At 42.2% G+C, this 26583-nt stretch carries 23 protein-coding genes; 19 read left to right on the forward strand and 4 right to left on the reverse strand.

Annotation, left to right across the window (positions count from 1 at the left end):
- Positions 1-62 precede the first annotated feature (62 nt).
- Together E2H97_RS02995 and E2H97_RS03000 are read left to right on the forward strand one after the other, a co-directional pair.
- On the forward strand, positions 63-1259 hold the full coding sequence (locus E2H97_RS02995; RefSeq protein ID WP_133405756.1) for an aromatic amino acid transport family protein: 1197 nt from the start codon (positions 63-65) through the stop codon (positions 1257-1259).
- A 174-nt stretch (positions 1260-1433) separates the two neighbouring features.
- Positions 1434-3590, forward strand: a complete 2157-nt coding sequence (locus E2H97_RS03000) for a S46 family peptidase (protein ID WP_133405757.1) — start codon at positions 1434-1436, stop codon at positions 3588-3590.
- A gap of 49 nt (positions 3591-3639) precedes the next feature.
- Here E2H97_RS03000 and E2H97_RS03005 read toward each other — a convergent pair whose 3' ends face one another.
- From E2H97_RS03005 to sseB, 3 genes are all read right to left on the reverse strand, one after another.
- The gene (locus E2H97_RS03005) at positions 3640-4320 is read right to left on the reverse strand and encodes a hypothetical protein (RefSeq protein ID WP_133405758.1); all 681 of its coding nucleotides are present in this window, start codon (positions 4318-4320) and stop codon (positions 3640-3642) included.
- 89 nt (positions 4321-4409) lie between these two features.
- Positions 4410-5762, reverse strand: a complete 1353-nt coding sequence (locus E2H97_RS03010; protein ID WP_133405759.1) for a Na+/H+ antiporter NhaC family protein — start codon at positions 5760-5762, stop codon at positions 4410-4412.
- 121 nt (positions 5763-5883) lie between these two features.
- The gene (sseB, locus tag E2H97_RS03015; protein WP_133405760.1) at positions 5884-6561 is read right to left on the reverse strand and encodes a type III secretion system translocon protein SseB; all 678 of its coding nucleotides are present in this window, start codon (positions 6559-6561) and stop codon (positions 5884-5886) included.
- Positions 6562-6761: 200 nt separating this feature from the next.
- Between sseB and mpl the strand changes: the two genes are divergently transcribed.
- The 10 genes from mpl to E2H97_RS03065 all read left to right on the forward strand — a co-directional run bounded on the left by mpl (position 6762) and on the right by E2H97_RS03065 (position 18109).
- The gene (mpl, locus tag E2H97_RS03020) at positions 6762-8150 is read left to right on the forward strand and encodes a UDP-N-acetylmuramate:L-alanyl-gamma-D-glutamyl-meso-diaminopimelate ligase (protein WP_133405761.1); all 1389 of its coding nucleotides are present in this window, start codon (positions 6762-6764) and stop codon (positions 8148-8150) included.
- A complete protein-coding gene (locus E2H97_RS03025; protein WP_133408556.1) occupies positions 8150-8782 on the forward strand; it encodes a flavin prenyltransferase UbiX in 633 nt (210 codons plus the stop codon). The genes mpl and E2H97_RS03025 overlap by 1 nt, the downstream gene beginning before the upstream one ends.
- Positions 8783-8812: 30 nt before the next feature.
- Positions 8813-9343, forward strand: coding sequence for a hypoxanthine phosphoribosyltransferase (gene hpt / locus E2H97_RS03030; RefSeq protein WP_133405762.1), 531 nt, complete (start codon positions 8813-8815; stop codon positions 9341-9343).
- Between the two features lie 70 nt (positions 9344-9413).
- The gene (locus tag E2H97_RS03035) at positions 9414-10346 is read left to right on the forward strand and encodes an ABC transporter ATP-binding protein (RefSeq protein WP_133405763.1); all 933 of its coding nucleotides are present in this window, start codon (positions 9414-9416) and stop codon (positions 10344-10346) included.
- The gene (locus tag E2H97_RS03040; RefSeq protein ID WP_133405764.1) at positions 10346-11116 is read left to right on the forward strand and encodes an ABC transporter permease; all 771 of its coding nucleotides are present in this window, start codon (positions 10346-10348) and stop codon (positions 11114-11116) included. Before E2H97_RS03035 ends, E2H97_RS03040 begins: the two co-directional genes overlap by 1 nt.
- 829 nt (positions 11117-11945) lie before the next feature.
- Complete coding sequence (locus E2H97_RS03045; protein ID WP_133405765.1) at positions 11946-12128, forward strand: hypothetical protein; 183 nt, start codon at positions 11946-11948, stop codon at positions 12126-12128.
- On the forward strand, positions 12121-13179 hold the full coding sequence (locus E2H97_RS03050; RefSeq protein ID WP_133405766.1) for an LPO_1073/Vpar_1526 family protein: 1059 nt from the start codon (positions 12121-12123) through the stop codon (positions 13177-13179). Before E2H97_RS03045 ends, E2H97_RS03050 begins: the two co-directional genes overlap by 8 nt.
- A gap of 474 nt (positions 13180-13653) precedes the next feature.
- Positions 13654-14091 (forward strand): DNA polymerase III subunit chi, encoded by a 438-nt coding sequence (locus E2H97_RS03055; RefSeq protein WP_133405767.1) that lies wholly within the window; start codon positions 13654-13656, stop codon positions 14089-14091.
- A gap of 199 nt (positions 14092-14290) precedes the next feature.
- A complete protein-coding gene (locus E2H97_RS03060; protein ID WP_133405768.1) occupies positions 14291-17152 on the forward strand; it encodes a valine--tRNA ligase in 2862 nt (953 codons plus the stop codon).
- Between the two features lie 81 nt (positions 17153-17233).
- The gene (locus E2H97_RS03065; RefSeq protein WP_133405769.1) at positions 17234-18109 is read left to right on the forward strand and encodes a bile acid:sodium symporter family protein; all 876 of its coding nucleotides are present in this window, start codon (positions 17234-17236) and stop codon (positions 18107-18109) included.
- A 15-nt stretch (positions 18110-18124) separates the two neighbouring features.
- Here E2H97_RS03065 and E2H97_RS03070 read toward each other — a convergent pair whose 3' ends face one another.
- Positions 18125-18436 (reverse strand): hypothetical protein, encoded by a 312-nt coding sequence (locus E2H97_RS03070; RefSeq protein ID WP_133405770.1) that lies wholly within the window; start codon positions 18434-18436, stop codon positions 18125-18127.
- 271 nt (positions 18437-18707) lie between these two features.
- Between E2H97_RS03070 and E2H97_RS03075 the strand changes: the two genes are divergently transcribed.
- The 7 genes from E2H97_RS03075 (at position 18708) to hflX (ending at position 26571) form a co-directional block, all read left to right on the forward strand.
- Positions 18708-20240, forward strand: a complete 1533-nt coding sequence (locus tag E2H97_RS03075) for an MFS transporter (RefSeq protein ID WP_133405771.1) — start codon at positions 18708-18710, stop codon at positions 20238-20240.
- 88 nt (positions 20241-20328) lie between these two features.
- Positions 20329-20787, forward strand: coding sequence for a tRNA (adenosine(37)-N6)-threonylcarbamoyltransferase complex ATPase subunit type 1 TsaE (tsaE, locus tag E2H97_RS03080; RefSeq protein ID WP_133405772.1), 459 nt, complete (start codon positions 20329-20331; stop codon positions 20785-20787).
- Between the two features lies 1 nt (position 20788).
- On the forward strand, positions 20789-22105 hold the full coding sequence (locus E2H97_RS03085; RefSeq protein ID WP_133405773.1) for an N-acetylmuramoyl-L-alanine amidase: 1317 nt from the start codon (positions 20789-20791) through the stop codon (positions 22103-22105).
- A 24-nt stretch (positions 22106-22129) separates the two neighbouring features.
- Positions 22130-23914, forward strand: coding sequence for a DNA mismatch repair endonuclease MutL (gene mutL / locus E2H97_RS03090; protein WP_133405774.1), 1785 nt, complete (start codon positions 22130-22132; stop codon positions 23912-23914).
- A gap of 39 nt (positions 23915-23953) precedes the next feature.
- A complete protein-coding gene (miaA, locus tag E2H97_RS03095) occupies positions 23954-24880 on the forward strand; it encodes a tRNA (adenosine(37)-N6)-dimethylallyltransferase MiaA (RefSeq protein ID WP_133405775.1) in 927 nt (308 codons plus the stop codon).
- A 99-nt stretch (positions 24881-24979) separates the two neighbouring features.
- The gene (gene hfq / locus E2H97_RS03100) at positions 24980-25246 is read left to right on the forward strand and encodes an RNA chaperone Hfq (protein ID WP_133405776.1); all 267 of its coding nucleotides are present in this window, start codon (positions 24980-24982) and stop codon (positions 25244-25246) included.
- Positions 25247-25263: 17 nt separating this feature from the next.
- Positions 25264-26571 (forward strand): ribosome rescue GTPase HflX, encoded by a 1308-nt coding sequence (hflX, locus tag E2H97_RS03105; RefSeq protein ID WP_133405777.1) that lies wholly within the window; start codon positions 25264-25266, stop codon positions 26569-26571.
- Positions 26572-26583: the final 12 nt, after the last annotated feature.

A 26583-nucleotide genomic window follows, 5' to 3' on the forward strand; every position in this document is an offset into this window, starting at 1 on the left:
AGTTGTGTTGTCGTCTTGCTCCTTGGACTGTGATATACGAAAAATAATAAAAAGGTAACATTGTGAATTCAAAACTTCTTGGCTCAATAGCCATTGTTTCAGGTACGGCAATCGGTGGCGGAATGCTTGCTTTACCTCTTGCCACCGCAGGTTTAGGCTCATTTTCAGCGCTCGCATTACTCGTTGTTCTATGGCTTGTTTCCGCTTATACCGCATTATTGATGTTAGAAATTAATTTACGTTCTGGGGTGGGGGACAATGTTCATGCCATCACTGGGAAAACCTTAGGTAAACTGGGACAGTTTATTCAAGGTGCATCGTTTTTAAGCTTATTGTATGCACTTACCATGGTGTATTTACTAGGTGGTTCTTCTCTGTTGGGGGCAAAGTTTGAGCTATTAACCGGTGAGCCTCTCAATCATGAAGTCGCAATCAGCGTTTTTACCCTAGTCTTTGGTGGTCTGATTGCGATTGGGATCAGCTGGGTTGATAAAGCCTCCCGCTTACTGTTTCCCATTATGGTGCTCTTGCTGGTGGTTGTGGTTTTCTTTTTACTACCTGAAGTCAGCTTTTCAACCATTGTTGCCGATACGGTCAAAGAGGGCATTAAGCAAGGTGGATTTAGCGGTGCGTTAATGGCGGCAGTGCCAGTTGTATTCACCTCATTTGGGTTTCATGTATGTATTGCGACTCTTGTCGGCTATTTAGAGGGCGATGTTAAGAACCTTAAAAAAGTGCTGCTTGTAGGCTCAACCATTCCATTATTCTGCTACATCTTATGGTTACTCGTTACCATTGGTACCGTAGGTGGTGCGACGATTTCGAGCTTTAATGGCTCACTTCCAATGCTAGTAAAAGCACTCCAAGGTGTATCGAGCTTCCCACTCATTGATAAGTGCATCAGTGTATTTGCCGACCTTGCACTTTTGACTTCATTCCTTGGCGTGACCATGAGTTTGTTTGATTTTTTAAAAGAACTTACTCGAGCAAAAGATAGTATTGCCGGACGTTTACAAACTTGGGTGCTGACTTTTATTCCGCCATTGTTATGCGCTTTATTCTATCCTGACGGTTTTGTAAAAGTTCTGGGTTACGCTGCGATCCCGTTAGTGATTATGATCATCTTCTTACCAATCGCCATGGCGTATGTTGGCCGTAAACAGACTTCTGAAGGCTATCAGGTTTCAGGTGGAAACGTTGGTTTAGGAGCTTTAGCGCTGCTTGGTTTAGGCATCATCGTTGCTCAGCTGGCGTCATAGTTAACACCTTATACATATTGTTATTAAACCGCATTCAGCTAACAAGCGAATGCGGTTTTTTTATGGGCAACAGTGTCACAGCCTTAATTGTATAAAAGTGTTACAAAGTCACTTTTTTTTATGATTTTTATGCTAGAGTCGCTGATTGTGCTAAAAAAACAACAGGATTTTCCAATGAAAAAGTGGCTAATTGCAGCAGCTGTTGCTGCTAGCTTTGGTGCTCATGCTGATGAAGGCATGTGGCAACCCTACCAGCTTCCTTCAATGGCGGCTGAACTAAAAGCGAAAGGCTTAGAGATTGATGCTAAGTCAATTTCTAAACTTACTGAGTTTCCAATGAATGCCGTTGTCAGCCTTGGTGGTTGCTCAGCATCATTTGTGTCTCCTAAAGGGCTGGTGGTGACCAACCATCACTGTGCTTATGGCTCGATTGCATATAACTCTACCGCTGAAAACAATCGTCTAAAAGATGGTTTTTTAGCAAAAAACTATAGCGAAGAGCTACCTGCTTCACCGGGTTCACGGATCTATGTGACCGAGAAAGTCACCAATGTTACCGATCAAGTGAAAGCGGGTTTATCGAATGTAACTGGCGATGCGTTTTATAAAGGCATTGAAAGCCATAGAAAAGAACTGGTTGCAGAATGTGAGAAAGAGGACGGTTATCGCTGTAGCGTATACAGTTTCCACGGCGGTTTAGAGTATTACTTGATCAAGCAAATGCAGATCCGTGACGTGCGTTTGGTTTATAACCCAGCTGCTAGTGTTGGTAAATACGGTGGTGACATTGATAACTGGATGTGGCCTCGCCATACCGGAGATTTCTCTTTTTACCGTGCTTATGTCGGTAAGAATGGCAAGCCAGCTGATTACAGCAAAGACAATGTGCCGTATGAGCCAAAAAGCTTCTTAAAAGTATCGGCTAAAGGCGTTAAAGAAGGCGATTTTGTCATGGTTGCGGGCTATCCAGGTCGTACCAATCGCTATCGTACTTCAGTGGAGGTTGAAAACCAGTTCGAATGGACATATCCACACAGCAAAGCCTTACGTGAAGATATTATCAACATCATTAAAAATACCGCACCTGAAGGCTCTGACGATCGTATTAAATACGAAAGCACATTAGCAGGTTTGGCCAACTATGCGAAAAACTACGGCTCAATGATTGAGTTTTATGCTAAGTCTCCATTACTGGCTGACCGTAAAGCGCGTGAAGCAGAGTTAACCACTTGGATTGCACAAGATCCTGCGCGTGAAGCCAAGTACGGTTCAGCGTTAACCAATCTAGATCGTTTAGTGATGCAAGCTCAACAGCATAAAGAACGCAACTTGCTTTTGGGCTATTTGGGATATAGCAGAATGCTGAGCACTGCGACTCGCTTGTATCGTCTTGCTCATGAGAAACAATTGCCTGATATGCAGCGTGAGTCTGGTTATCAAGATCGTGATATGACTCGTTTCACTCAGGGGTTAGAGCGAATTGATCGCAGTTATGCACCTAAGGTTGAAAAAGCCATTGTGTTTGATCTTTTACAACGTTATGCCAAGTTACCTAAAGCTGAGCGTCTTGCTGCACTGGATCAATTTTTTGGTTTAGAAAATGGTCTAAATAAAGATAAATTAAAGCAGCGTCTTGACGACATGTACGCGAAAACACAATTAGCGAACAGCAAAACGCGTCTTGGCTGGATGAAAAAAACAGTTGCTGACTTTAAAGCGTCGAATGATCCTTTCATTCAATATGCTGTGGCCATGTACGATACCAACATGAAGCGTGAACAAGAAAGTAAACAGCGTGCTGGTGACTTTATGAAGGCGCGTCCACTTTATATGGAAGCGATCATTGCTTATAACCGCAGTCAAGGTAAGCCAGTTTATGCGGATGCTAACTCTAGCTTACGTGTAACCGTTGGACATGTTAAAGGCTACTCTCCACAAGATGGTTTATATGCTGTTCCGTTTACTACGTTAGAAGGTATTGAGCAAAAAGACACAGGAAAAGATCCTTTTGATGCACCTAAGAAACAGTTAGAACTTATCAAACAAAAGAAATACGGTGAGTACTACATGCCTGAAATTGGCTCAGTACCGGTGAACTTCCTGTCAACGCTTGATACTACAGGCGGTAACTCTGGCTCTCCAACCTTAAACGGTAAAGCTGAACTTGTCGGTTTACTGTTTGACGGTGTATACGAAAGTATCATTGGTGACTGGGGCTATGATCCACAAACCAACCGTTCGATTCAGGTCGATAGCCGTTACATGTTATGGGTGATGAAGTACCTTGATGGTGCGGATAACCTACTTAACGAAATGGATATTGTTAAGTAATTTTAAAAAAGTAGTTTGACTGAAAATGCGGCTTAAATAGCCGCATTTTTTATTGTCTGGCTAGACTGGATAGTTGAATGAGTTCCGACTTAGACAATGGAGTAGCATAGGGGAGTATGAAGTATTTTGTAGCGCTAAAGTGATGTAGAGATGAGGTTAAGCGATCCAGTTGCCGAGCAAGGATACGGAACTTATTAGCTCCCATCTTTTTTATTAGCTCTATAGCCTCGGTTGCTCCCAAATCTTGAACAAGTTTATTTAAAAATAGGCAAGCACCATACATCAAAGGGGAGTTGAATACGAAGCGTTGAATAAAGCTTAAGAAACATTCCGATAGATGATCTGAGACGAACTCACCGTATATTGGTGGTGTGTTAAAAATGGTGTGCCTATGAATAAACCCCTTTAAAAACTCACTTCTTGAACATAAAAAATAAGCGTGTGATGAAATATCATCCCTTCCTTTTAGCTGTTGGCATAACTCAAAAAAATTGGTGTTGCAATCAAAACTAAGGCCATCAGGGTTGATACCTACGGCCTCAGCGTCAAAGGGAATTTGTGAGGGGGAATAGGATTGATGTGCAGGAGCAACTAACCAATCTACCGCAAATACAGGCTCCGAGGCTTCAGCACAGAAACCATCGGGCTCATAAGAACTGGAATCATCAACAGGACTTGGTGCGTAGGGATCTGAAAAAGATCCCGCTAAATTCGAAATGCTAGAAAACATCTTACTGAATAAAAACTCTTAAAGGTGTTTCTTAGACATCTATAAACTTAAAATACTCACAATGAATATAGCTAAAATGAGACCATTTACTACTTTCTTATAGCTATTATGACTAAAGAAACCAGTGCTAATACCATACAGTAAACAGCTTGCAAGCCTGCTTCAATCGGTGTGATTTTAAAGGTAGACGCTATCAGTAGTGCTTGAGCCCCAAATGGTACTATGCCTTGAATCACACAAGAAAAAATGTCCAATAAGCTGGCGCTGCGTTTAGGAGTGATCCCGTGTTTGTACGCCAGCTCTTTCGCAATATCACCAGTAACCACAATCGACACCGTATTGTTGGCAATACAGGTATTGGTTAATGCCACCATAAAGGCGATACAGACTTCAACCAATTTTGGGGATTTTTCTTTGGCATTTTTCGATAGGACATTTAACAGAGATTCAACTTTTTGGCAGATAAATTGAAGCCCACCTTGTTGTTGCATCAAGGACGCTAAACCACCCACCAGTAACGATAGCAAGAAGATATCTTGCATGCTGCTAAAGCCACTGTAGATATCTTTTGTGTATTGGAATAAATGATAATCACTGGTCGTAAAGCCTGTGATCCCAGCTAATAAAATACCAATTGTCAGTACCACGAACACATTTAACCCAGATACAGCTAATACCAGAATGGTTAAGTAAGGGATAACTTTAACCAGATCATAAGCTTGAGGCTTTATTTCAACTGATCCACTCCCTGCAAAGATGAAAAAAGTAAGAGTGATCAATGCGGCAGGAACGGCGAAGATTAAGTTTTCACGGAACTTATCTTTCATTTCACAGCCTTGGGTACGGGTAGCGGCAATGGTAGTGTCAGAGATGATTGAAAGGTTATCGCCAAATAGCGCACCAGACATTACTGCGCCCGCCATTAGTAACGGCGAAATATCGGTTTGACCGACGACTCCAAAGGCAATAGGCGCGACGGCTGCGATGGTTCCCATCGAGGTTCCCATTGCGGTTGCAATAAATGCCGTGATGATAAAAAAACCGGGGAGCAAAAATTCTGGTGGAATGAACGAGAGTCCAAGTCCAACGGTTGCATCAACACCTCCTGTGGCTTTTGCTACAGAGGCAAAGGCACCCGCCAATAAATAAATCAGGCACATGGTGATGATGTTGTTATGACCAATGCCTTGTATAAAGGTTTCAATCGCTTGATTCAGTTTTTGCTTTGAAAGTAATAAAGCCAGAACTATCGCAGGTAAAATGGCGACAACACCGGGTAATTGATAAAAGGCAAAGTCGACGCCTTGGTTTTGAAAATAAAGACCCGCACCTACAAATAGGGAAATAAACACCAATAATGGAATAAGTGGAACAAAGCTTGGCTTTGATGTGATGATTGTATTATCTGATTGATTCACAATGACTCTCTGTATTGTTGACATCACTATTAATGACAATTTTTTAAGCCAGTGTAAAGTTACAAAACAATTGTGTCAATCTAGACGTCTAGATGTTTCTTTGTTTTGGTAAGTGGTAGACGGTAGCGCCCCCTATTTCTGTTGTTTAACGAATATTCTGAGCGATAGACTTATTCATCTCAGCTAACATGGTTTGCATGCTGTTGATCAAGCTGACAGAAACGTTGTACGTCTGCATGATTTTTTGCAGTTGCAATTGCGCTTGAGAGACAAAATCAGAGGCTCGATTAGAGACGTTCTCAAGTGCATCTTTAACGGCTTCAAGGCTACCTTTATCCAGCTTTTTACCTTCATCACCACCTAAATAATCATCAATGTCTTTCCCGTCAATTTGCACTCCGTTGTCTTTCATATATTGAATAACATCACTAGGTAATGGCTCTGCACCTTTGTCGCCTTCTTTAGAGACTTTAGCAATGATTTCGTTAACTTCATTGGCTTTATCTTGTGCGTCTCTAGATACTTTTGCTTTCATTTGCATCTCTAAATACTTTTGGTTAGCCAGTTCGGATAACAGGTTCATAAACAAATAGAGTACTGCAATACCGCCAGATAACACAGAGTCACCATTTTGTGCCAAGGTATAGTCAATGGTAGCAGGGCTTAAGCTGGGATCACTGGGGGGCGTCGGGGCATCTTTTAAACTGGGTGGTGGAGTAACAACAGGAGGCTGATCACCTGAACCTTTAGAAGTCGAAGTAATACTGTCCCCTCTATCTGCGTAGTAACCTTGATTACCAAAGAAATAGGCTGTTGAGTCCATTTTGTTTCTCCTTATAAGATACAAAGTTTCTCTTCTGTATTTTTAAGTTTAAAAGCCTAGAAAAATAAAGATATCAGAATAAAAATACTGAACACTTAAACTGGTTCGACCAGTATTTGTGGTTTTTCTTCTTATTTATGTGATTCTTAGCAGAACTTGATTAGAATAAGGCATTATTCCGATTAAATTGAGCAATCGATATGCACGTACATATCCTAGGGATTTGCGGTACCTTTATGGGCGGCTTAGCCCTACTGGCAAGAGCCAAAGGTCATAAAGTCACTGGCAGTGATGCTAACGTCTACCCTCCAATGAGCACACAGCTTGAGGAGCAAGGTATTGAGCTTATTCAAGGCTTTGATCCTGCTCAGCTTGAAAATGAACACGGTGAAACGCCCGATTTAATTGTGATTGGCAATGCCATGTCGCGTGGTAATCCCTGTGTCGAAGCAGTGTTGGATAAAGGCTTAGCTTATACATCGGGACCTCAATTTTTATCGGATCATATTTTACCTGAGCGTTGGGTGCTCGCTGTTTCGGGTACTCATGGTAAAACCTCCACCGCGAGTATGTTGGCGTGGATCCTCGAAGATAACGGCTATCAACCGGGTTTTTTAATTGGTGGTGTTCCGCAAAACTTTGGCGTATCAGCACGATTAGGTGATTCGGTCTTTTTCGTGGTTGAAGCCGATGAGTACGACAGTGCATTCTTTGATAAACGCTCCAAGTTTGTTCATTACCAACCAAGAACCTTAGTGATCAATAACCTTGAGTTTGATCATGCCGATATTTTTGATTCTCTTGGCGATATTCAAAAACAATTCCACCATGTGATCCGCACTGTGCCTTCTACGGGTAAAGTAATATGGCCAGCTGATGTTGAAGCGGTTCAACAAGTAATCGAAAAAGGCATTTGGAGTGAACAAGAATGTTTCAATCAACAACCGAGTTCAAAAGGTTGGTATGCAAAATCATTGGCGGATGATGGTCATCAATTTGAAGTGTATTTTGATGATGAGCTTCAAGGTACACTCGATTGGATGCTGATTGGTCAGCACAATATTGAAAATGCCATCAATGCCATTGCCGCAGCACGTCATGTGGGCGTTGCACCCATTGCGGCTATTGAGTCACTCACTCGATTCGATCCGCCAAAGCGTCGTTTAGAGCTTCTTGAAAATATCAGTGGTGTATCGATATATGATGATTTTGCCCATCATCCAACTGCCATTGCGACAACCTTACACGCCATGCGCGCTAAAGTTGGTAAACAAAAAGTCACCGTAGTATTAGAACCGCGGTCTAACACCATGAAGTCAGGTGTACATAAAGCCACGCTTGGGCAATCATTGGCGCTTGCCGATAAGGTTTACTTGTATCAATCGGGCAATGTCGGTTGGTCGCTTGACGATATTCGTCAAGATATCGATGCAGAGGTTATCATTAAAGATAAGGTTGATGAACTCGTGCAACTTATTTGTCATCAAGCCGAGGCGGATGAACATATTGTGATCATGAGTAACGGTGGCTTTGAAGGCTTACATGGTCAGTTAATTGAAGCATTACAAAAGCGAGGAAGTAAAGCTTGATATCTCAAACCAATAAAACACCGATAAGTCTTGCGTGGACAGGAGCCTCAGGCGCACCGTATGGCATTAAGCTTTTAAAGTGTTTATTACAAGCAGACAAACGCGTGTTCTTGATGATATCCAGTGCTGCGCGAGTGGTGCTAGATACCGAAAGCAACATTATAATAAGTGCTAATCCTCAAAAAGCCAAACAGCAACTGTTAGCGGCGCTGAATTTGGATGAAACCCAAATGACAGGGGAACTTGTAGTACTTGGTAAAGAAGAGTGGTTCTCACCGCCGGCATCAGGCAGCGCGGCACCTAAGCAAATGGTGGTTTGTCCTTGCTCGACAGGAAGCCTAGCGGCTATCGCTACAGGCATGAGCAATAACTTACTTGAGCGCGCTGCTGATGTGGTGTTAAAAGAAAAAGGGCAGTTGATCCTAGTCCCCAGAGAAATGCCTTTAAACTCAATCCATTTAGAGCACATGTTAAATCTGAGTCGCCTTGGTGCCACTATCATGCCTGCGGCTCCCGGTTTTTATCATGATCCCACTTCGGTAGAGGATCTGGTAAACTTCGTCGTGGCTCGCATACTGGATCACTTAGGGGTCGAGCATAAACTGGCACAACGCTGGGGTTATGAGCAATAAAAAATATAATACTTATTGTTTGGAAGGTCTATGAAACACACCATTGAAGAAATGATCTCGGCTGCTGAAATCGATACCATACTCGATCGATTGGCTGACGAAATTAATGAACATTACAAAGAACATAAGCGTTTGCTTATGGTTGGGCTACTTAAAGGCTCTGCGGTGTTTATGGCTGATTTATGTCGTCGTATTCGCGGTCATGTTGAAATCGATTTTATGGCGGTTTCAAGTTACGGTAACAAAATGACCAGCAGCCGTGATGTTCGGATTTTAAAAGATATTGATTCTGACATTGCAGGTCGTGACGTACTGATCATCGAAGACTTGATTGATTCAGGTAACACCCTTAATAAAGTCAAAGAAATGTTGATGCTTCGCGCGCCAAAAAGCTTAGCAATTTGTACCTTGTTGGATAAACCTGAGCGTCGTGAAGTGAATGTCCATGTCGACTTTATCGGTAAAACCATTCCAGACGAATTTATTGTGGGCTATGGTATTGATTATGCCGAGCAGTACCGCAATCTATCCTATATCGCGAAAGTGATACCTCAGGAATAACGTAATTTTTAAAAAAAGCCCTGAACATTCAGGGCTTTTTAATCTATTAATACATTAGGAGTGACAATCGGTGACAACCCCGCTTGCCCTAGAACTGAAACAACTTAAAAAGACCTATAAAGGCGGTGTCGAAGCCGTTAAAGGCATTGATTTAACAGTTGAGCAAGGGGACTTCTTTGCTCTGCTTGGTCCCAATGGTGCGGGTAAATCCACCACGATTGGGATCATCAGCTCTTTAGTCCAAAAAACCTCAGGCACTGTCAATGTGTTTGGTTATGATTTGGATACTCAAGTGGTACAAGCCAAACTTTCTATTGGTTTGGTTCCACAAGAGTTCAACTTCAACCAGTTTGAACCCCTTATTCAGATTCTTATCAACCAAGCGGGCTATTATGGGGTTTCTAAAGCACAGGCTTTGGTCAGAGCTGAAAAGTATTTGAAGTTACTCGATTTATGGGACAAACGTAATACGGCATCAAGACATTTGTCAGGTGGTATGAAACGCCGCTTGATGATTGCCAGAGCCTTAATGCATGAACCAAAGCTGTTGATATTAGATGAGCCTACAGCGGGGGTGGATATCGAACTTCGTCGCTCTATGTGGGACTTTTTACAGACTATTAACAAGCAAGGCGTCACCATTATTCTGACGACTCACTACCTTGAAGAGGCCGAAATGCTGTGCCGTAATATCGGCATCATCGACAAAGGTGTGCTGGTGGAATGTACTAGCATGAAACAATTACTTGGTAAGCTGAATGTCGAAACCTTTGTATTTGATTTGAGAGAAGACTGTCATCAAGCACCTGATCTTGGCTCAATTCCTTGCCGTCTTATCGATAGCCATACGTTGGAGGTCGATGTAGAAAAGTCACACGCGCTAAATAAGATTTTTGCGCAACTGAGTGAGCAGGGCATATCTGTGATTTCAATGCGTAACAAAGCCAACCGTCTTGAAGAATTATTTGTAGGTCTGCTTGAGCAGGCTAAGGGCGAGAAATAATGAGAGCCTTATATTTTACCGCTTTTAAAAGTATTTTAGGTAAAGAGATCAATCGCTTTACCCGTATTTGGATCCAAACCTTGGTTCCGCCAGCCATTACTATGACCTTATATTTTCTGATCTTTGGTAATCTCATTGGTAGCCGAGTCGGGCAAATGTCAGGCGTCAGTTACATGGAGTTTATTGCGCCGGGTTTGATCATGATGGCGGTGATCACTAATTCATACTCCAATGTGGCAAGTTCATTCTACAGTCAAAAATTCCAACGCAATATTGAAGAAGTCATGGTCGCGCCAGTGCCATATTTTGTGATGATTGCAGGTTTCGTAGGCGGCGGTGTTTGTCGTGGTCTGATAGTCGGCGCGATTGTTACAGGCGTTGCCATGTGCTTTGTGGACATTCAAATGCACAACCCATTACTTGTTGTGTTAACGGTAATGCTGACGTCCATTTTATTTGCGTTAGGTGGCTTGGTGAATGCGGTATTTGCCAAAAACTTTGACGACATCAGTATTGTACCGACGTTTGTATTAACACCGCTGACTTACCTTGGTGGCGTGTTTTATTCGTTAAGCTTACTTCCTGATTTTTGGAAAGGCGTATCAGCCTTGAATCCAATCGTATATATGATCAACGTATTCCGCTACGGATTCTTAGGTGTGGCGGATATGAGTGTTCCTTTGTCGCTAACCATCATTGTTGGGTTTTGTGTAGGTTTGTGGTGTTTAGCTTACTATTTGGTTTCTAGAGGGATTGGGTTAAGAAGTTAATTTTTTTGTAGAGTGAGAATTTCTACGAAATTCTAGAAAGTCGTGGTGTTGCACACCACACAGCCAAAAGGGGAAGCCTCCAGCTGCTTCCCCTTTTGAATCCCCTGAGCCGCCCCAACGAAGCTAACCGTTTCCAACGTGATTGAATAAATGCCTAACGGCTCTGATGGTACATCCATGTACCTCAGAGCCTAGCCCAACGTCCATGTTGGGCTTACGTCATTTTTTCATTCAATCACATTTGAAACAGCTTCGAGGGGGGGAAGTTGTAGCCTGCAAGGTTTTGTTTCGTCACACCTGTGAAGACAGGTGTCCAGTGTCTTTGCTTTTTTGAAGCAAGAATTTTTGCAAAATTCTAGAAAGTCGTGGGCTTTCTGCCCACTCCCGACCAAGAAAGGGGTCACCAGTAACCCCTCTCTTGGATCTCTCCGTGCCGCCCCAATGAAGCTAAACGTTCCCAATGTGATTGAATAAATGCCTAACGGCTCTGATGGTACATCCATGTACCCCAGAGCCTAGCCCAACGTCCATGTTGGGCTTACGTCATTTTTTCATTCAATCACATTTGAAACAGCTTCGAGGGGGGGAGGTTGTAGACTGCGATGGAATATGTATTAGGTATAGATTTTTTGATTTCCAAGTGAGCAATTTCCTGCGTACATAACAAAGAATCAGTTCGTAACCCCGAGCCTATTAGTTGCTATATACCTTTAGAAGAGAGTTGTGGTTATGAGTACTCGTTTTTTCTACCATGCCCTAGTATAGTGCTTATTAATCAACAGCCTTTTAAACATAGAGTGTCATCAAAGTGATGTGTCAGGAGAGCTTAATGCAATGGATAATGGATAACAAAGAATGGGTATTTAGTGGTATTGGGGTTTTTATTTTTAGCTTGATAGCTACATTTTTCCTTAGAAGAAAAAGCACAATTACTCAGACCCAAAAATCTGGAGGTAACTCTAAAAACTATCAAGCTACAGGTGACATTAATATCGGTACTAAAGATGATTAAGGATAAGGTTCAAAAACAAGAGGCAGGAGATGACTCTACAAACCTTCAAGCACAATCCATTATTGTTAACCAAGGTATTACCTACTCTGATGCAAAAGATATTGCTCTTGATGTATATAAAGCTAATTTCCTACAGCTGTCTCAAGATGCTGCGCAAGTCGCAAGAGAAAGAGCTGAAGAGTTAACAGATAATTTTCTTCAAAAATTACAACAAGAAAATGAGCCAGCAGTAGAAGCAATGAATGATCCATCTATGCAAGCTGCGTTATATGAAGCACAAAAACAGTATGCAAAAACTGGTGACAAAGATTTAGAAGGGTTGCTTGTTGATATTTTGGTTGAACGAGCTGCTACAAGTGAAAGAACCATTCATCAAATTGTATTAGATGAAGCGCTTGAAGTAGCTGCAAAGTTAACAGCGGAGCAAATGGATGCTCTGACAATAAACTTTCTCATAACTCGAACATCCAATGGAGCTTTGAGTAATCTATCAGCTATTCCGAATTACATAACAACGCATTTAGCTCCATTTCTAACTAACCTTCGTAGCGAGACCTCTTGTTATGAGCATTTAGAGTATGTTGGTTGTGGCTCTTTGATGCATGTGGGAGGATTAAATTCTATTGAGCTAATATATCAAGCAGCGTATGGTGGTTTGTTTTCTAAAGGCTTTAATAATGAACGTTTAGAAAATGAAATTGCAGAACCTTATAGTTACCCAAAACTAATTACTAATTGCCTACATGATGCTAATTTGCTGCAAGTTAATGCTGTAAACGTTGATGTCATCAACCAGACATGTAAAAACGAGAATATTCCAGAAGATATAAAGCAGAAATTTGTAAATCTTTTCAACTCAACCCTGATGAATCCTCAAGAAATTAAGGAATACCTCATTAAAGTATCGCCAGAAATCGAACCATTGTTCAAACTTTGGGGGAACTCTGGATTGTCCAAGCTTACCCTCACAACAGTTGGTATTGCTATCGCTCAGGCAAATTTTCGAAGAAAGACAGGTATAAAGCTAGAACTCTCAATTTGGGTTATGTAAACATAATAAGTTATGCTCAAAAATCAAATTTTCAATATTGTTTAAAAAATAACAAATCGAAGAGACACCCAAGTCCCCTTGAAGCTGTTTCGGAGATAATTGAATAACAAAATGGCGTGAGCCTGACATGGATGTCAGGCTAGGCTCTGAGGTACATGGATGTACCATCAGAGGCGTTAGGCATTTATTCAATTATCTCCGAAACGCTCAGCTTCGTGGGGCGGCACGGGGAGATGAAAGAGGGGGATTGCTGGTGATCCCCCTTTTTCACGGGTGTGGGTGGTAAACCCACGACTTTCTATGCTTCGGAGAAGCTTTGCTTTTATAACCAAACTCAGACAAAGAAAAAGTCACTGGATACCCGATAAAAACATTCGGGCATGACATTCAAACCGACACTTATAAGTTGTCCGTACTTATAACCAAAATCCTGTATACTCATCCCCTTACCAACCCCAACAACAAAGGACAACAATGACTCAAGGCACTTTTTATTTAATGCAGTCCAACAGCACTGAACAAGACTTGCGTCATTTTACCTGCCAGTTGGTAAAGCAAAATTATCAGCAGCAAAAGCGTATCTATTTACATTGTGGGACACGAACTCAAGCTCATGAAATGGATGATTTACTGTGGTCATTTGAGCAAGATAGTTTTATTCCCCACAACCTCAAAGGGGAAGGGCTAAAAGGTGGATCGCCAGTTGAAATTGGCTTTGATCAACAAGCTCAAATAAAAGATTACGATATTCTGATAAATCTTGCAGACCAAGCCCCTGCTTTTGCGGTAAACTTCCCTCAAATTATTGACTTTGTTGCGGCCGATGAAACTCAAAAAGCCATCGCTCGCGACCGTTTTCGCCAATATCGCTCTATGAGTATTGAACTCAATACTCAAAATCAGAACGGTTAGCTAGGTGTGTGGCTGTAGAAGATCTCAGTCGATGCACAGAAGAGCAATAGTACGATAAGACAACCGTCCGTGACAGGACGTCACGGTCGTCAGCACAAGGATGTGCGTTTCAGTTGTCGTTCGTACTATTGCTCTTTCTAATCCGCTTAACAACACATATTGGCACGAACCCAATTAAGCTTTTAAAAGACGAACTCCCATGGAAAAAACATACGATCCTCAGTCTATAGAACAGTCTCTTTACCAAAACTGGGAAGAGAAAGGTTATTTCAAGCCGCATGGTGATACCACGCAAGGCAACTACTCCATTATGATCCCGCCTCCGAATGTGACAGGTAGCCTACACATGGGGCACGCATTCCAAGACACCATTATGGATACCTTAACCCGCTATCAGCGTATGAAAGGTAAAAACACATTATGGCAAGTGGGTACTGACCATGCGGGTATCGCAACCCAAATGCTGGTGGAGCGTAAGTTAGACGCAGAAGAAGGTAAATCTCGCCATGACTTAGGTCGTGATGCTTTCATCGACAAAGTATGGGATTGGAAAAAGCAATCTGGCGGAAACATCACTCAGCAGTTACGTCGCCTTGGTGCGTCTGTAGATTGGGATCGCGAACGTTTTACCATGGACGAAGGCTTATCAAAAGCGGTTCAAGAAGTCTTTGTTCGTTTGTATGAAGATGATTTGATCTATCGTGGTAAGCGTTTGGTGAACTGGGATCCTAAGCTTCACACTGCGATTTCTGACCTTGAAGTTGAAAACAAAGAAAAGCAAGGCAGCATGTGGCACTTGCGTTATCCACTCGCGGATAACGAATTGACCGCTGACGGTAAAGATTACCTAGAAGTGGCGACCACTCGTCCTGAAACCATGTTAGGTGACAGCGCAGTTGCGGTTCACCCTGATGATGAGCGTTATCAAAACCTAATTGGTAAGTTTATTCTTTTACCTATCGTAAACCGTCGTATTCCAATCGTTGCTGATGATTATGTCGATATGGAATTCGGGACTGGTTGTGTGAAAATCACTCCTGCTCACGACTTTAACGATTACGAAGTGGGTAAGCGTCACCAGCTACCAATGTTTAACATCATGACTATTGATGCGGCTATTCGTAGTGAAGCGGAAGTGGTGAACACTGACGGCACCATCAACAAAGACATCGACGGCAGCCTACCGCAAGAATTTGCAGGTATGGAACGTTTTGCTGCTCGTAAAGCGATTGTGGCTGAGTTTGAGCGCATTGGTCTTCTTGAAAAGATTGAGCCGCATGGTTTGAAAGTGCCTTATGGCGATCGCTCTGGCGTGGTTATCGAACCACTACTGACTGACCAATGGTACGTTGCGGTTGCGCCAATGGCGAAAACGGCCATTGAAGCGGTTGAAAACGGTGACATTAAATTTGTTCCTCAGCAGTATGAAAACATGTACTTCTCTTGGATGCGTGACATTCAAGACTGGTGTATCTCTCGTCAGCTTTGGTGGGGACACCGTATTCCAGCTTGGTATGACGAAGCGGGTAAAGTGTACGTTGGTCGAACAGAGGCGGAAGTTCGTGCTAAGCATAAATTAGCTGATTCAGTGGTGCTTCGCCAAGACGATGACGTACTGGATACTTGGTTCAGCTCGGCATTGTGGACCTTCTCAACCTTAGGTTGGCCAGACAACTTGGAAGATCTAAAAACCTTCCATCCAACGGACGTGTTGGTAACAGGTTTTGACATCATCTTCTTCTGGGTTGCCAGAATGATCATGATGACCATGCACTTCATTAAAGATGAAGACGGCAAGCCACAAGTACCATTCAAGACCGTTTATGTGACAGGTCTTATCCGTGACGAGCAAGGCAACAAGATGTCTAAGTCTAAGGGTAACGTACTTGATCCACTAGATATGATCGACGGTATCGATCTTGAGTCACTGGTAACCAAGCGTACTGGTAACATGATGCAGCCACAACTTGCGGCCAAGATTGAAAAGAGCACGCGTAAAGAATTTGCTGAAGGTATTGAAGCACACGGTACCGATGCGCTGCGCTTTACCCTAGCAGCAATGGCATCAACGGGTCGTGATATTAATTGGGACATGAAGCGTCTAGACGGTTACCGAAGCTTCTGTAACAAGCTTTGGAACGCATCACGTTATGTATTGATGAACACCGAAGGTGAAGATTGCGGCTTTGACGGCGGTGAGATGGAATTCTCACTTGCGGATCGTTGGATCTCTGGTCTATTTAATGAAACCGTGAAAACCTTTGATGATCACATCAACGCTTACCGTTTCGACCTAGCAGCAAACACCGCTTATGAGTTCACTTGGAACCAGTTCTGTGACTGGTACTTAGAACTAACGAAACCAGTATTGAACAACGGCACTGAAGCTCAAAAACGTGGTACTCGTCATACGCTTATCACTGTACTTGAAGCCATGCAGCGTCTATTGCACCCAATCATGCCGTATATCACTGAAACCATTTGGCAGCGTGTTAAGCCATTGGCGAAAGCCGAAGGTGAAACCATTATGCTAGCGGCATTCCCTGAATTTGATGAAACTCAAGTGGACGAGCAAGCGATGGCGGATCTTGAGTGGGTTAAGCAAGTGATTGTTGCGGTACGTAATATCCGTGCAGAGCTAAACATTGCGCCTTCTAAGCCGCTAAACGCATTGCTTAAGAATGTGTCTGAGGAAGATAAAGCCCGTTTAGAAGCCAACCAAGCTTTCTTCACCACGCTTGCGAAATTAGAGTCAATGACGGTTTTAGCCGCTGATGAAAAAGCACCAATGTCGACGACTGCACTTGTTGGGGAAATGGAACTGCTTATTCCTATGGCTGGTTTGGTTGATGTGGCGGCAGAAATGGCACGTATCGACAAGCAGCTTGAAAAGCTGGTAAAAGAAGTCAGCCGAATTCAAGGCAAACTTTCTAACGAAGGCTTTGTTGCGAAAGCCCCTGCTGCGGTTATCGAAAAAGAACGTGCGAAGTTAGCCGATCTTGAACGTGACATGGAAAAGCTTCAAGAAACCAAAGCAGAATTTGCTGCACTAGACGCATAAATTGTCATAAAAATCTGATATAAAGGGTAGTTCTTTCGAGCTGCCCTTTTTTGTTAGAAGAAAAATGAGAAGAAACTATAAATGGAATTTGCCACACTGACTCAAATTATACTCCCATTAGCTCTAGCCATGATGATGCTAACGCTTGGGTTGAGTCTATCTATTCGTGATTTCAAACAAGCGTTGGTGAAACCAAAGGCATTTATCCTTGGAATTACGCTTCAACTTCTTCTATTACCCTTGATTGCTTGGTTACACATTATAGTGGTTGGCAAGTTCATTGAATTGCCATTAATTGTAACTGCGGGTTTAGTGATATTGGCCGCGTGCCCGGGGGGAGCAACTTCGAATCTGATTGCTTATATATTGGGTGGCAATGCGGCACTGTCTGTGAGCATGACAGCATTGGTGAGTTTAATCATGCCGTTAATCATTCCATTTAGCTTATCTTGGCAGTTGTCATGGCTAGGTGTCGATTCGCAAATTAGCTTGCCATATTTGATTACCTTTAAGAAGTTATTATTGATCACTATTATTCCAGTGATTATTGGTATGCTGATCCGTGGGGTTTTTAGAAAAACGACCGAGAAAGCTCAGCCTTATAACTCCAAAGCAGCAACAGCCCTATTTGTCGGTTTTGGTGTGTTTTTGGCGTGGCGTTTTCACCAAGATTTACTGCAATCCGGTTGGCTGATGGTTTTGGTGTGCCTGAGTTTAGCTTTAAGCGCAATGTTCATGACTCATTTATTCTCAAAGCAAGCAAAGCTAAATTTTAGCAATCGCCGAACATTACTGATTGAAGTCGGTGTCCAAAATGCAGGCACGGGAATATTTATTGCTGTCGCTATTTTAAATCAACCAGAATGGACACTATTGCCACTGCTTTATGGTTTGGTGATGAACCTGCCTATTCTATCTCTTCTTGTTAAAGATAAATGGGTTAAAAGTCACGCTTAAGCTGAACCTCGACTTTTATAAGTGTGACATTGTTACATAAAAATGATTTGACGTATGTTCCTTTTTATCTGCACCTGTACCCGTCGTCGAGCTCCAAAAATTTCTTTGTTCTCGGAATGCATTAATATTTTCAGCATCCCTTTTTAAAAACCATAAGTTTTCCCGCTCGCCAGCTTTTAAGCGTACTTGCCCTACTTGTTCTGGAGTTTGTACATCTCGGAAAAAGCCAGTGGTAGTGGAAAGTGCTCTGAAGGCGGTTGGGGCGATCCTTGTTATTTGTTGTAGGAACATGGTATTCAGCCTCTCTTGGGGTTTAAACCAAATCATATATCCTCCCAACAAAACTCCTTAGATTGATTGAGTCTATTCAATACCTGTTATTGCGTTATATCGATTTAGCGATATCTCTTTCAGTTCGATTCAACATTTGTTTAGTGGCTTACTTCTTTTGCTCTTGATATCGGAGCTCAAATTGTATTGAGATCTGTGTTACTACATCACATGAAACTGCTTTCAACTTTACATGTTTTATGCAAGTATGCCTTTTTTGTGATTTTCAGTGATAAATAACAACGAATAATAACCATAAGGATCAATTATGGATAACAATAATTCGGCATCTGGCAATGACCTAAGAGAGGTCAAACAGCTTGGAATGTGGGCTTCTATCGCCAGCTTAAGCTATGTGTTTTGGCTTGTCGGTGGTATGGAGTTGGTTGAAAGGCTTTCCTATTATGGGGTAAAAACCACAGCTTCTCTTTATGCACAAGCGCCGGCTTCTGAAGGTGGGTTAGGTATTAGTCTGGGTGACTACGGTATCATTATGTTTTGGTTTGCGATAACCCAAACTTTTGTACCTGTATTTACTGGTGGTATTTCAGATCGCGTTGGCTACAAAGAGACGATTTTCGCTTCAACCGTCATTAAAATTGCCGCTTACTTAGTCATGGCTTTTTTCCCGTCATTCTGGGGATTTTTAATTGGCGCCATGTTACTCGCTGGTGGTACAGGTATTTTCAAACCGGGTATTCAAGGGACTTTGGTGTTATCTACCAATCGAAATAATACCTCAATGGCATGGGGACTCTTCTATCAAATCGTAAATATTGGTGGCTTCTTAGGGCCTATCGTTGCGGCTTATATGCGTCAGCTATCATGGGAAAATGTATTCTTCACCTGCGCTGCGATCATTTCTCTTAACTTCGTACTTTTACTTGCTTATAAAGAGCCGGGTAAAGAAGCTCGGCTTGCGAGAGCGAAACAAGTCAAAAGTGGTGAAGTTAAACAAGAAGTTTTGTGGAAAGACGCCCTGCGCGAATTGAAAAAGCCGATTGTGATTTATTACATGTTGGTATTTTCAGGTTTTTGGTTCTTATTCAACTCACTGTTTGACGTATTACCGATCCATATTAAAGAGTGGGTAGATACCAGCGTCATAGTCAGCAGTATCTTTGGTGGCGAAACCCCAAGTGCATTTTGGCGAAGCGTTCTAGCCATGGACTTTGCTGGAACCAAGATTTTACCTGAAGGTATGATCAACATTAACGCGGCGTTGATCATGACGTGCTGTTTCTTGGTCGCGGGTTTAACGGCAAAGTTTCGAGTTACCACAGCAATGCTCGCTGGCTGCTTGTTAAGCATTTTTGCCTTTATTCTAATTGGTTCATATCACGCGGCTTGGATCATGGCGTTTGCTATTGCTATGTTTTCTTTCGGTGAAATGATGATAAGCCCGAAAAAGAACGAATTTATGGGCAATATTGCGCCAGAGGGTAAAAAAGCCATGTACCTTGGCTTTGTTATGCTGCCACAAGGTATTGGTTGGGGATTAGAAGGTTATTTTGGTCCTAAGTTATACGAGTGGTATGCATCGAAAGAGTTGTTCTCTCGTGAGCTATTAGTCGAGCGCGGAATGTCAGTAGCTAATATGGAGAAAATTCCTCACGGTGAAGTTTTCACAACACTTGTAAGTTATACCGGTGATACGCCACAGGCTCTGACGCAATACTTGTATGAAACTCATAATATCGGAATGGCTTGGTACATCATTGCTGCGATTGGAAGTATTTCAGCAGTCGGTATTTATGTTTATGGTAAATGGTTATTGACCTTACAACGCCAGCAGGCCTGATATTACCAATAACCTTAGAAAAGCCGAGTTTTTGAACTCGGCTTTTTTCTGTATAATTATTTTCTTTTTTTGAAGTGTAAATGAATCAATGAGTCAGCGTGTTTTTCCGTTAGCCAATGAAGACGAAACGGTTGCTTTAGGGCGTCAACTTTCAACTTTGATCGCGCCTCCTTTAACTTTATATTTAACTGGAGATTTAGGGGCTGGTAAAACTACGTTTTCTCGAGGTCTGATCCAATCATTAGGTCACCAAGGAGCCGTTAAAAGTCCAACATATACATTAGTTGAGCCTTATGAACTCGCTGAAATGAAAGTGTTTCACTTTGATTTATATCGACTAATGGACCCAGAAGAGTTGGAATTTATGGGGATCCGAGACTATTTTTCTGATGACTGTTTGTGTATTGTGGAATGGCCGGATCGTGGTCACGGCTTATTGCCCGAAGCTGATATACACTTACATATTGATTACATGGAAGAAGGGCGAACTTTGAGAATGGATGCAATTACCTCTAAAGGTAAGATATTACTAGAACAATTAAAATAATATGTCGATAAAAGCTTACTGCAAACAATGGTTTTTTTTAGTGTTGTTACTGCTGCCTTTGCATGCAGTGGCGGCCAATAATTTAAAAAGTGTACGGATTTGGGCCGCTCCTGATTCTACTCGAGTGGTGTTTGATCTCAGTAGTAAGCCTAACTATAAATATTTCACACTGACTAAGCCTGATCGCTTAGTCATCGATTTATCCAGCAGTAACAATAAGCTTAATTTCAGTAAGATAAAAAACAGCAGTAAGCTCATCAAACGCATTCGCACCAGTACACCGCCTAAGAAAGGTAGTTTGAGGGTCGTAATCGATTTAAATAAATCGATTAAAGCTAAAGTGTTCTCCCTTAAACCAACAGCACCTTACGGAAACCGTTTAGTGGTTGATTTAGAGCCTACCGTTAAAACCGCTAAAAAAATCGTTCATCAACCTAAAAAAGCCTTACGAGATATTGTGATTGCCATTGATGCAGGGCATGGCGGGGAAGATCCCGGTTCTATCGGTCCGTCTGGCATGCATGAAAAGAAGGTCGTTTTGCAAATCGCTAAACGGCTTAAAGCCTTAATTGATAAAACCCCAGGTATGAGAGCGATCATGACCCGAACGGGTGATTATTTTGTCAATCTAAACCGTCGTAGTGAGATTGCTCGTAAGCAAGAAGCTGATTTATTAGTGTCTATTCACGCTGATGCCTTTACTACTCCGCAACCACGTGGCGCTTCAGTTTGGGTGTTAAGAAAAGGTCGAGCTGAAACAGAAATGGGTCGTTGGCTTGAACAGAAAGAACGTCATTCAGAATTACTGGGCGGCGCGGGTGAAATCATCCAAAACACCGACAGTGAGCAGTACCTAGCCAGAGCGCTCATTGAAATGGTTTCGGATAAATCTTTGACCATTAGCCATACTGTAGCGAGTGATGTACTTAAGCAAATGGGGCGAGTGACAAAACTTCATAAAAAGCACACCGAATCTGCTGGTTTTGCGGTGTTAAAATCTCCCGATATTCCCTCTATTTTGGTCGAAACGGGATTCATTTCTAACCCAAGAGAAGAGCGTTTATTACGTTCAAATAAGCATCAATATCGACTGGCAAATGCTATTTACAAAGGTATTTATCAATACTTTAAGATAAACGCTCCATCTGACACTTTGATGGCAAGTACGGCAACCATCAAATACAAAGTGGTGAGAGGGGATTCGTTATCTAAAATTGCTCAGCGCTATCAAGTTTCTGTGAACAGCATTAAAAAAGCCAATAAGTTAAGATCAAACACCGTTAGAATTGGTCAGAATCTCATCATTCCCCGTAGTTAACGGAACTGCTCTCTAAGGTAACCTATGTCAATCCAAATATTACCACCTCAGCTTGCAAACCAAATTGCCGCAGGGGAGGTGGTAGAAAGACCCGCTTCTGTTGTTAAAGAGTTAGTAGAAAACTGTCTTGATGCGGGCGCGAAGCGTGTCGATATCGAAATTGAGAAAGGCGGCGCCAAATTAATTCGTATTAGAGACAACGGTTGCGGTATTGCCAAAGAGCAGCTCGAACTGGCATTGGCGCGTCATGCAACATCAAAAGTAACGTCATTAGATGACTTAGAAGCCATTATGAGTTTTGGTTTTCGTGGCGAAGCCCTAGCGTCAATCAGTTCAGTAGCAAGGCTGACACTAACTTCTAAAACTGAAGCTCAAAGTGAAGCTTGGCAAGCGTATGCGGAAGGCTCACAGATGGCGGTTAAAGTTATTCCTGCTGCACACCCTGTCGGCACCACCATTGACGTTCATGATTTGTTTTTTAATACGCCTGCTCGTCGACGTTTTTTAAAAAGTGATAAAACCGAATTTACTCATATTGATGAGTGGCTAAAGCGCATGGCGTTAGTAAGAAGTGATATTCATTTTACGCTGCAACACAATGGCAAAATGGTCAGAAACTATCGTCCAGCGAGTAATGAAGACCAATACCTTAAACGTCTTGGGCAAGTCGCTAGCAATCGATTTGCCGAACATGCTGTCGCAGTAGATTGTGAACATGACGGAATGAGATTAAGAGGCTATTTACAGTCCCCAACGGTGCCTGAGCCTAGTCTTAACATGCACTATTTTTATGTGAATGGTCGTTATGTTCGCGATCGTTTAGTCAACCATGCTGTGCGTCAAGCCTTTGGTGAGTTATCTGTTGATTTACAGCCTAATTATGTTTTGCAGTTTGAGCTAGATCCGCATCAAGTGGATGTCAATGTGCACCCAGCGAAACATGAGGTGCGATTCCATCAAAGTCGATACGTGCATGACTTTATATTACAGGCGTTACAATCTGCATTGAGTCAATTAACGGGTGAGTTAGTTATTGATGATGGTACGACCGAAGAACAATATATTGAACAACACTTTGATAGCTATGCAAATGAACAAAGAAGCTGGGATCGTCCGTCACCTGCAAATTCTGGGTCTTTAACATCATCAGGTTCTGGTTATGCTCGACCTCAAAGTGGCTATCAGCGTGAGCAGTTGAATGTCAATGCCGTGAAAACCTATGCGGAGTTACTGACAACGCAAGAAGCGGCAGCTGGCTCAACGATTGCAGAGGCAGGTATTGAAGCTGAAGTAACGGTCATGCCGCCATTACTTGAAGGTGAGTATTGGTTATTTTCCGAAGATGATCATATTCGGTTGCTTGAAGTTAAAAAAGTGGCATTAGCCTGTAATAAACTGCAAATTACCCAAAAGCTAGCGACTGGATTGGTGGCGCAGCCCTTGTTAATGCCGGTTTCGATAAGTCAATTAGCCGATTGGCCTCAATTGGTCGACGAGCATCAAGTTTTATTGAGAAAATTAGGCTTAGAACTGACATTTCGACTTCAGCAGTTGATAATTAAAAAAGTGCCCTCATATCTTAGAGACTGCCAGTTAGTAGAAGTGATCCCGACGTTATTACAGTGGTTGCAAAGTGAACAGCCCAGTGACGAGGCTTTAGTGCAATGGCTGGCAGAGAACAGTATTCAGGGTTTTGTTTCAGCCAAACAAGTGTGGCTTTCATACCAGCACTTGCCAACAGCTCAACAAGACGAATTATTAAAAACAGCCATAGATTTACCATGGCGGCGTTGGCTGGATGAGCAGTAACGTTAGACTAATGTCTTATTGAATTTCAAGAGAAGTTAAGTGACAAATAGCAAGTATCCAAAAGTCGTTCTGTTGATGGGACCTACTGCATCAGGTAAAACCGCATTGGCGATTGAACTGGCGCAAAATCACAATTGTGAAGTGATTTCGGTTGATTCAGCATTGATTTATAAAGGCATGGATATTGGAACGGCCAAGCCAACGGCTGAGGAACTAGCATTAGCGCCGCATCGCTTAATTAATATTTTAGATCCGCTAGAAAGTTATTCTGCGGCTGACTTTAGAGCTGATGCTATACGAGAAATGGACGAAATCATCTCTCGAGGTAAAACACCTGTGCTCGTGGGTGGAACCATGTTGTATTTTAAGGCTCTGCTTGAGGGGTTATCACCTTTACCGGAAGCGGATCCTGAGATCAGAGCACAAATTTTAGATGAGGCAGAGCAGCTTGGTTGGGCAGCACTGCATGATGAATTAAAACGTATTGATCCTGTATCGGCAGAACGTATTCATCCTAACGATCCGCAGCGATTATCTAGAGCCCTAGAAGTATATCGAATTAGTGGTAAGAGCCTGACAGAGTTGACACAAACAAAAGCAGAAGCTTTACCTTATGATTTTATTCAGTTTGCAATTGCTCCTAAAGAGAGAGCAGAATTACATAAACTGATTGAAAAGCGTTTTAACATAATGCTTGAACAAGGGTTTGTTGAAGAAGTTGAAGTACTTAAAGCACGAAATGACCTTCATTTAAATCTACCATCAATGCGATGTGTAGGGTATCGTCAGTGTTGGCAGTACCTTGATGGTGATTTCGACTATAGTAATATGGTTGAAAAAGGCGTTGCTGCTACTAGGCAATTGGCAAAACGTCAATTAACATGGTTAAGAAGCTGGAAGGAATTAAATTGGTTGGAAACGGGTAACGCAAAAAATATTGTTACCATTGCGGAGCATCTAAATTAGCCAATTTATCATTGTTGTATCATACTGTAACTTGCTGTAACTCGAACCCAGAAATAACTTAAATTAAGATTCAATTATAAATTAAAAAAGGAAACCAAAATGGCTAAGGGGCAATCATTACAAGACCCATTCTTAAATGCACTTCGTCGCGAGCGCGTTCCTGTATCAATCTATTTGGTAAATGGTATCAAACTCCAAGGGCAAGTAGAGTCATTTGATCAATTCGTGATCTTACTAAAAAATACGGTTAGCCAAATGGTATACAAACACGCCATTTCAACAGTCGTACCATCTCGTCCATTTAACGTAAGCCCAAATCAAGCACCTCAAGCAGGATCAGAGCAACCAGAAGCTAGCGCTGAGTAATTTGAGGAGAAGTTTTTTTGTTTGATCGTTATGAGGCGGGTGAACAAGCAGTCCTTGTCCATATCGACTTTGCGGATGAAGAACGTCGAGAAGATATTTCTGAACTACAGCTTTTAGTTGAGTCTGCTGGGGCTAAGTCTGTTGGTGTGATCACCGGTAGTCGAAAATCACCAGACAGAAAATTTTTTATCGGTTCAGGCAAAGCTGAAGAACTGGCAGCAATGGTTGCTGGTACTGATGCTAATGTCGTTATTTTCAATCATGCATTGTCACCAGCTCAAGAACGTAATCTTGAGATGATCTGTAAGTGCCGGGTACTAGACCGCACTACCTTGATTTTGGATATCTTTGCCCAAAGAGCTCGAACTCACGAAGGTAAACTGCAAGTGGAGTTGGCGCAATTGCGTCACATGTCTACCCGTTTAGTACGAGGTTGGACTCACTTGGAACGCCAGAAAGGTGGTATTGGCCTACGTGGTCCAGGGGAAACTCAGCTAGAAACGGATCGACGTTTACTACGTGGACGAATTAAGTCGATCAATCGTCGCTTGGATAAAGTTGATAAACAACGTGAGCAGAGCCGTCGAGCCAGAAAACGCAGTGATTTAGCTACCGTTTCTTTAGTTGGTTATACCAATGCGGGGAAATCTACGTTGTTCAACGCACTGACGACCTCTCAGGTTTATGCTGCGGATCAGTTATTTGCCACACTTGACCCTACTTTGCGTAAGTTAGAGTTAGAAGATCACAGTGTGATTTTAGCGGATACAGTAGGATTTATTCGTCACTTACCCCATGATCTTGTTGCGGCGTTCAAAGCGACGTTACAAGAAACACGTAATGCTGATTTGTTGTTGCACGTTGTCGATTGTGCCGATGAAAATATGGGAGAGAACTTTGAACAAGTTCAAGCCGTATTAGAGGAAATCGATGCTAAAGAAATTCCTCAACTCATAGTTTGTAACAAAATAGATTTATTGGATGATGTTACGCCACGAGTAGATAGAAATGAGGATGATAAGCCATATCGAGTTTGGGTTTCTGCTCAACAAAATATAGGTTTTGAGTTACTACAAGACGCCATTGAAGAGTTAGTTGGTGAGCAAGTAGCTGAATATCAGTTAAAAATTCCAGCATCTTCGGGGCATTACCTTGGGCAGTTTTATCGTCTGGATGCGTTAAAACAGCAAGAATATGACGATTTTGGTAACTGTATTTTGTCGGTTAGATTACCGATGTCGAACTGGAATCGTTTACTAAAGCAAAGCCAAGGTGAGCTTGAGACCTTTATTATGGAATCAAGCACTGATAAAGTATTAAGTTAATTAGATTGTCGT

The sequence above is a fragment of the Parashewanella tropica genome, from assembly GCF_004358445.1.
Classification (GTDB): domain Bacteria; phylum Pseudomonadota; class Gammaproteobacteria; order Enterobacterales; family Shewanellaceae; genus Parashewanella; species Parashewanella tropica.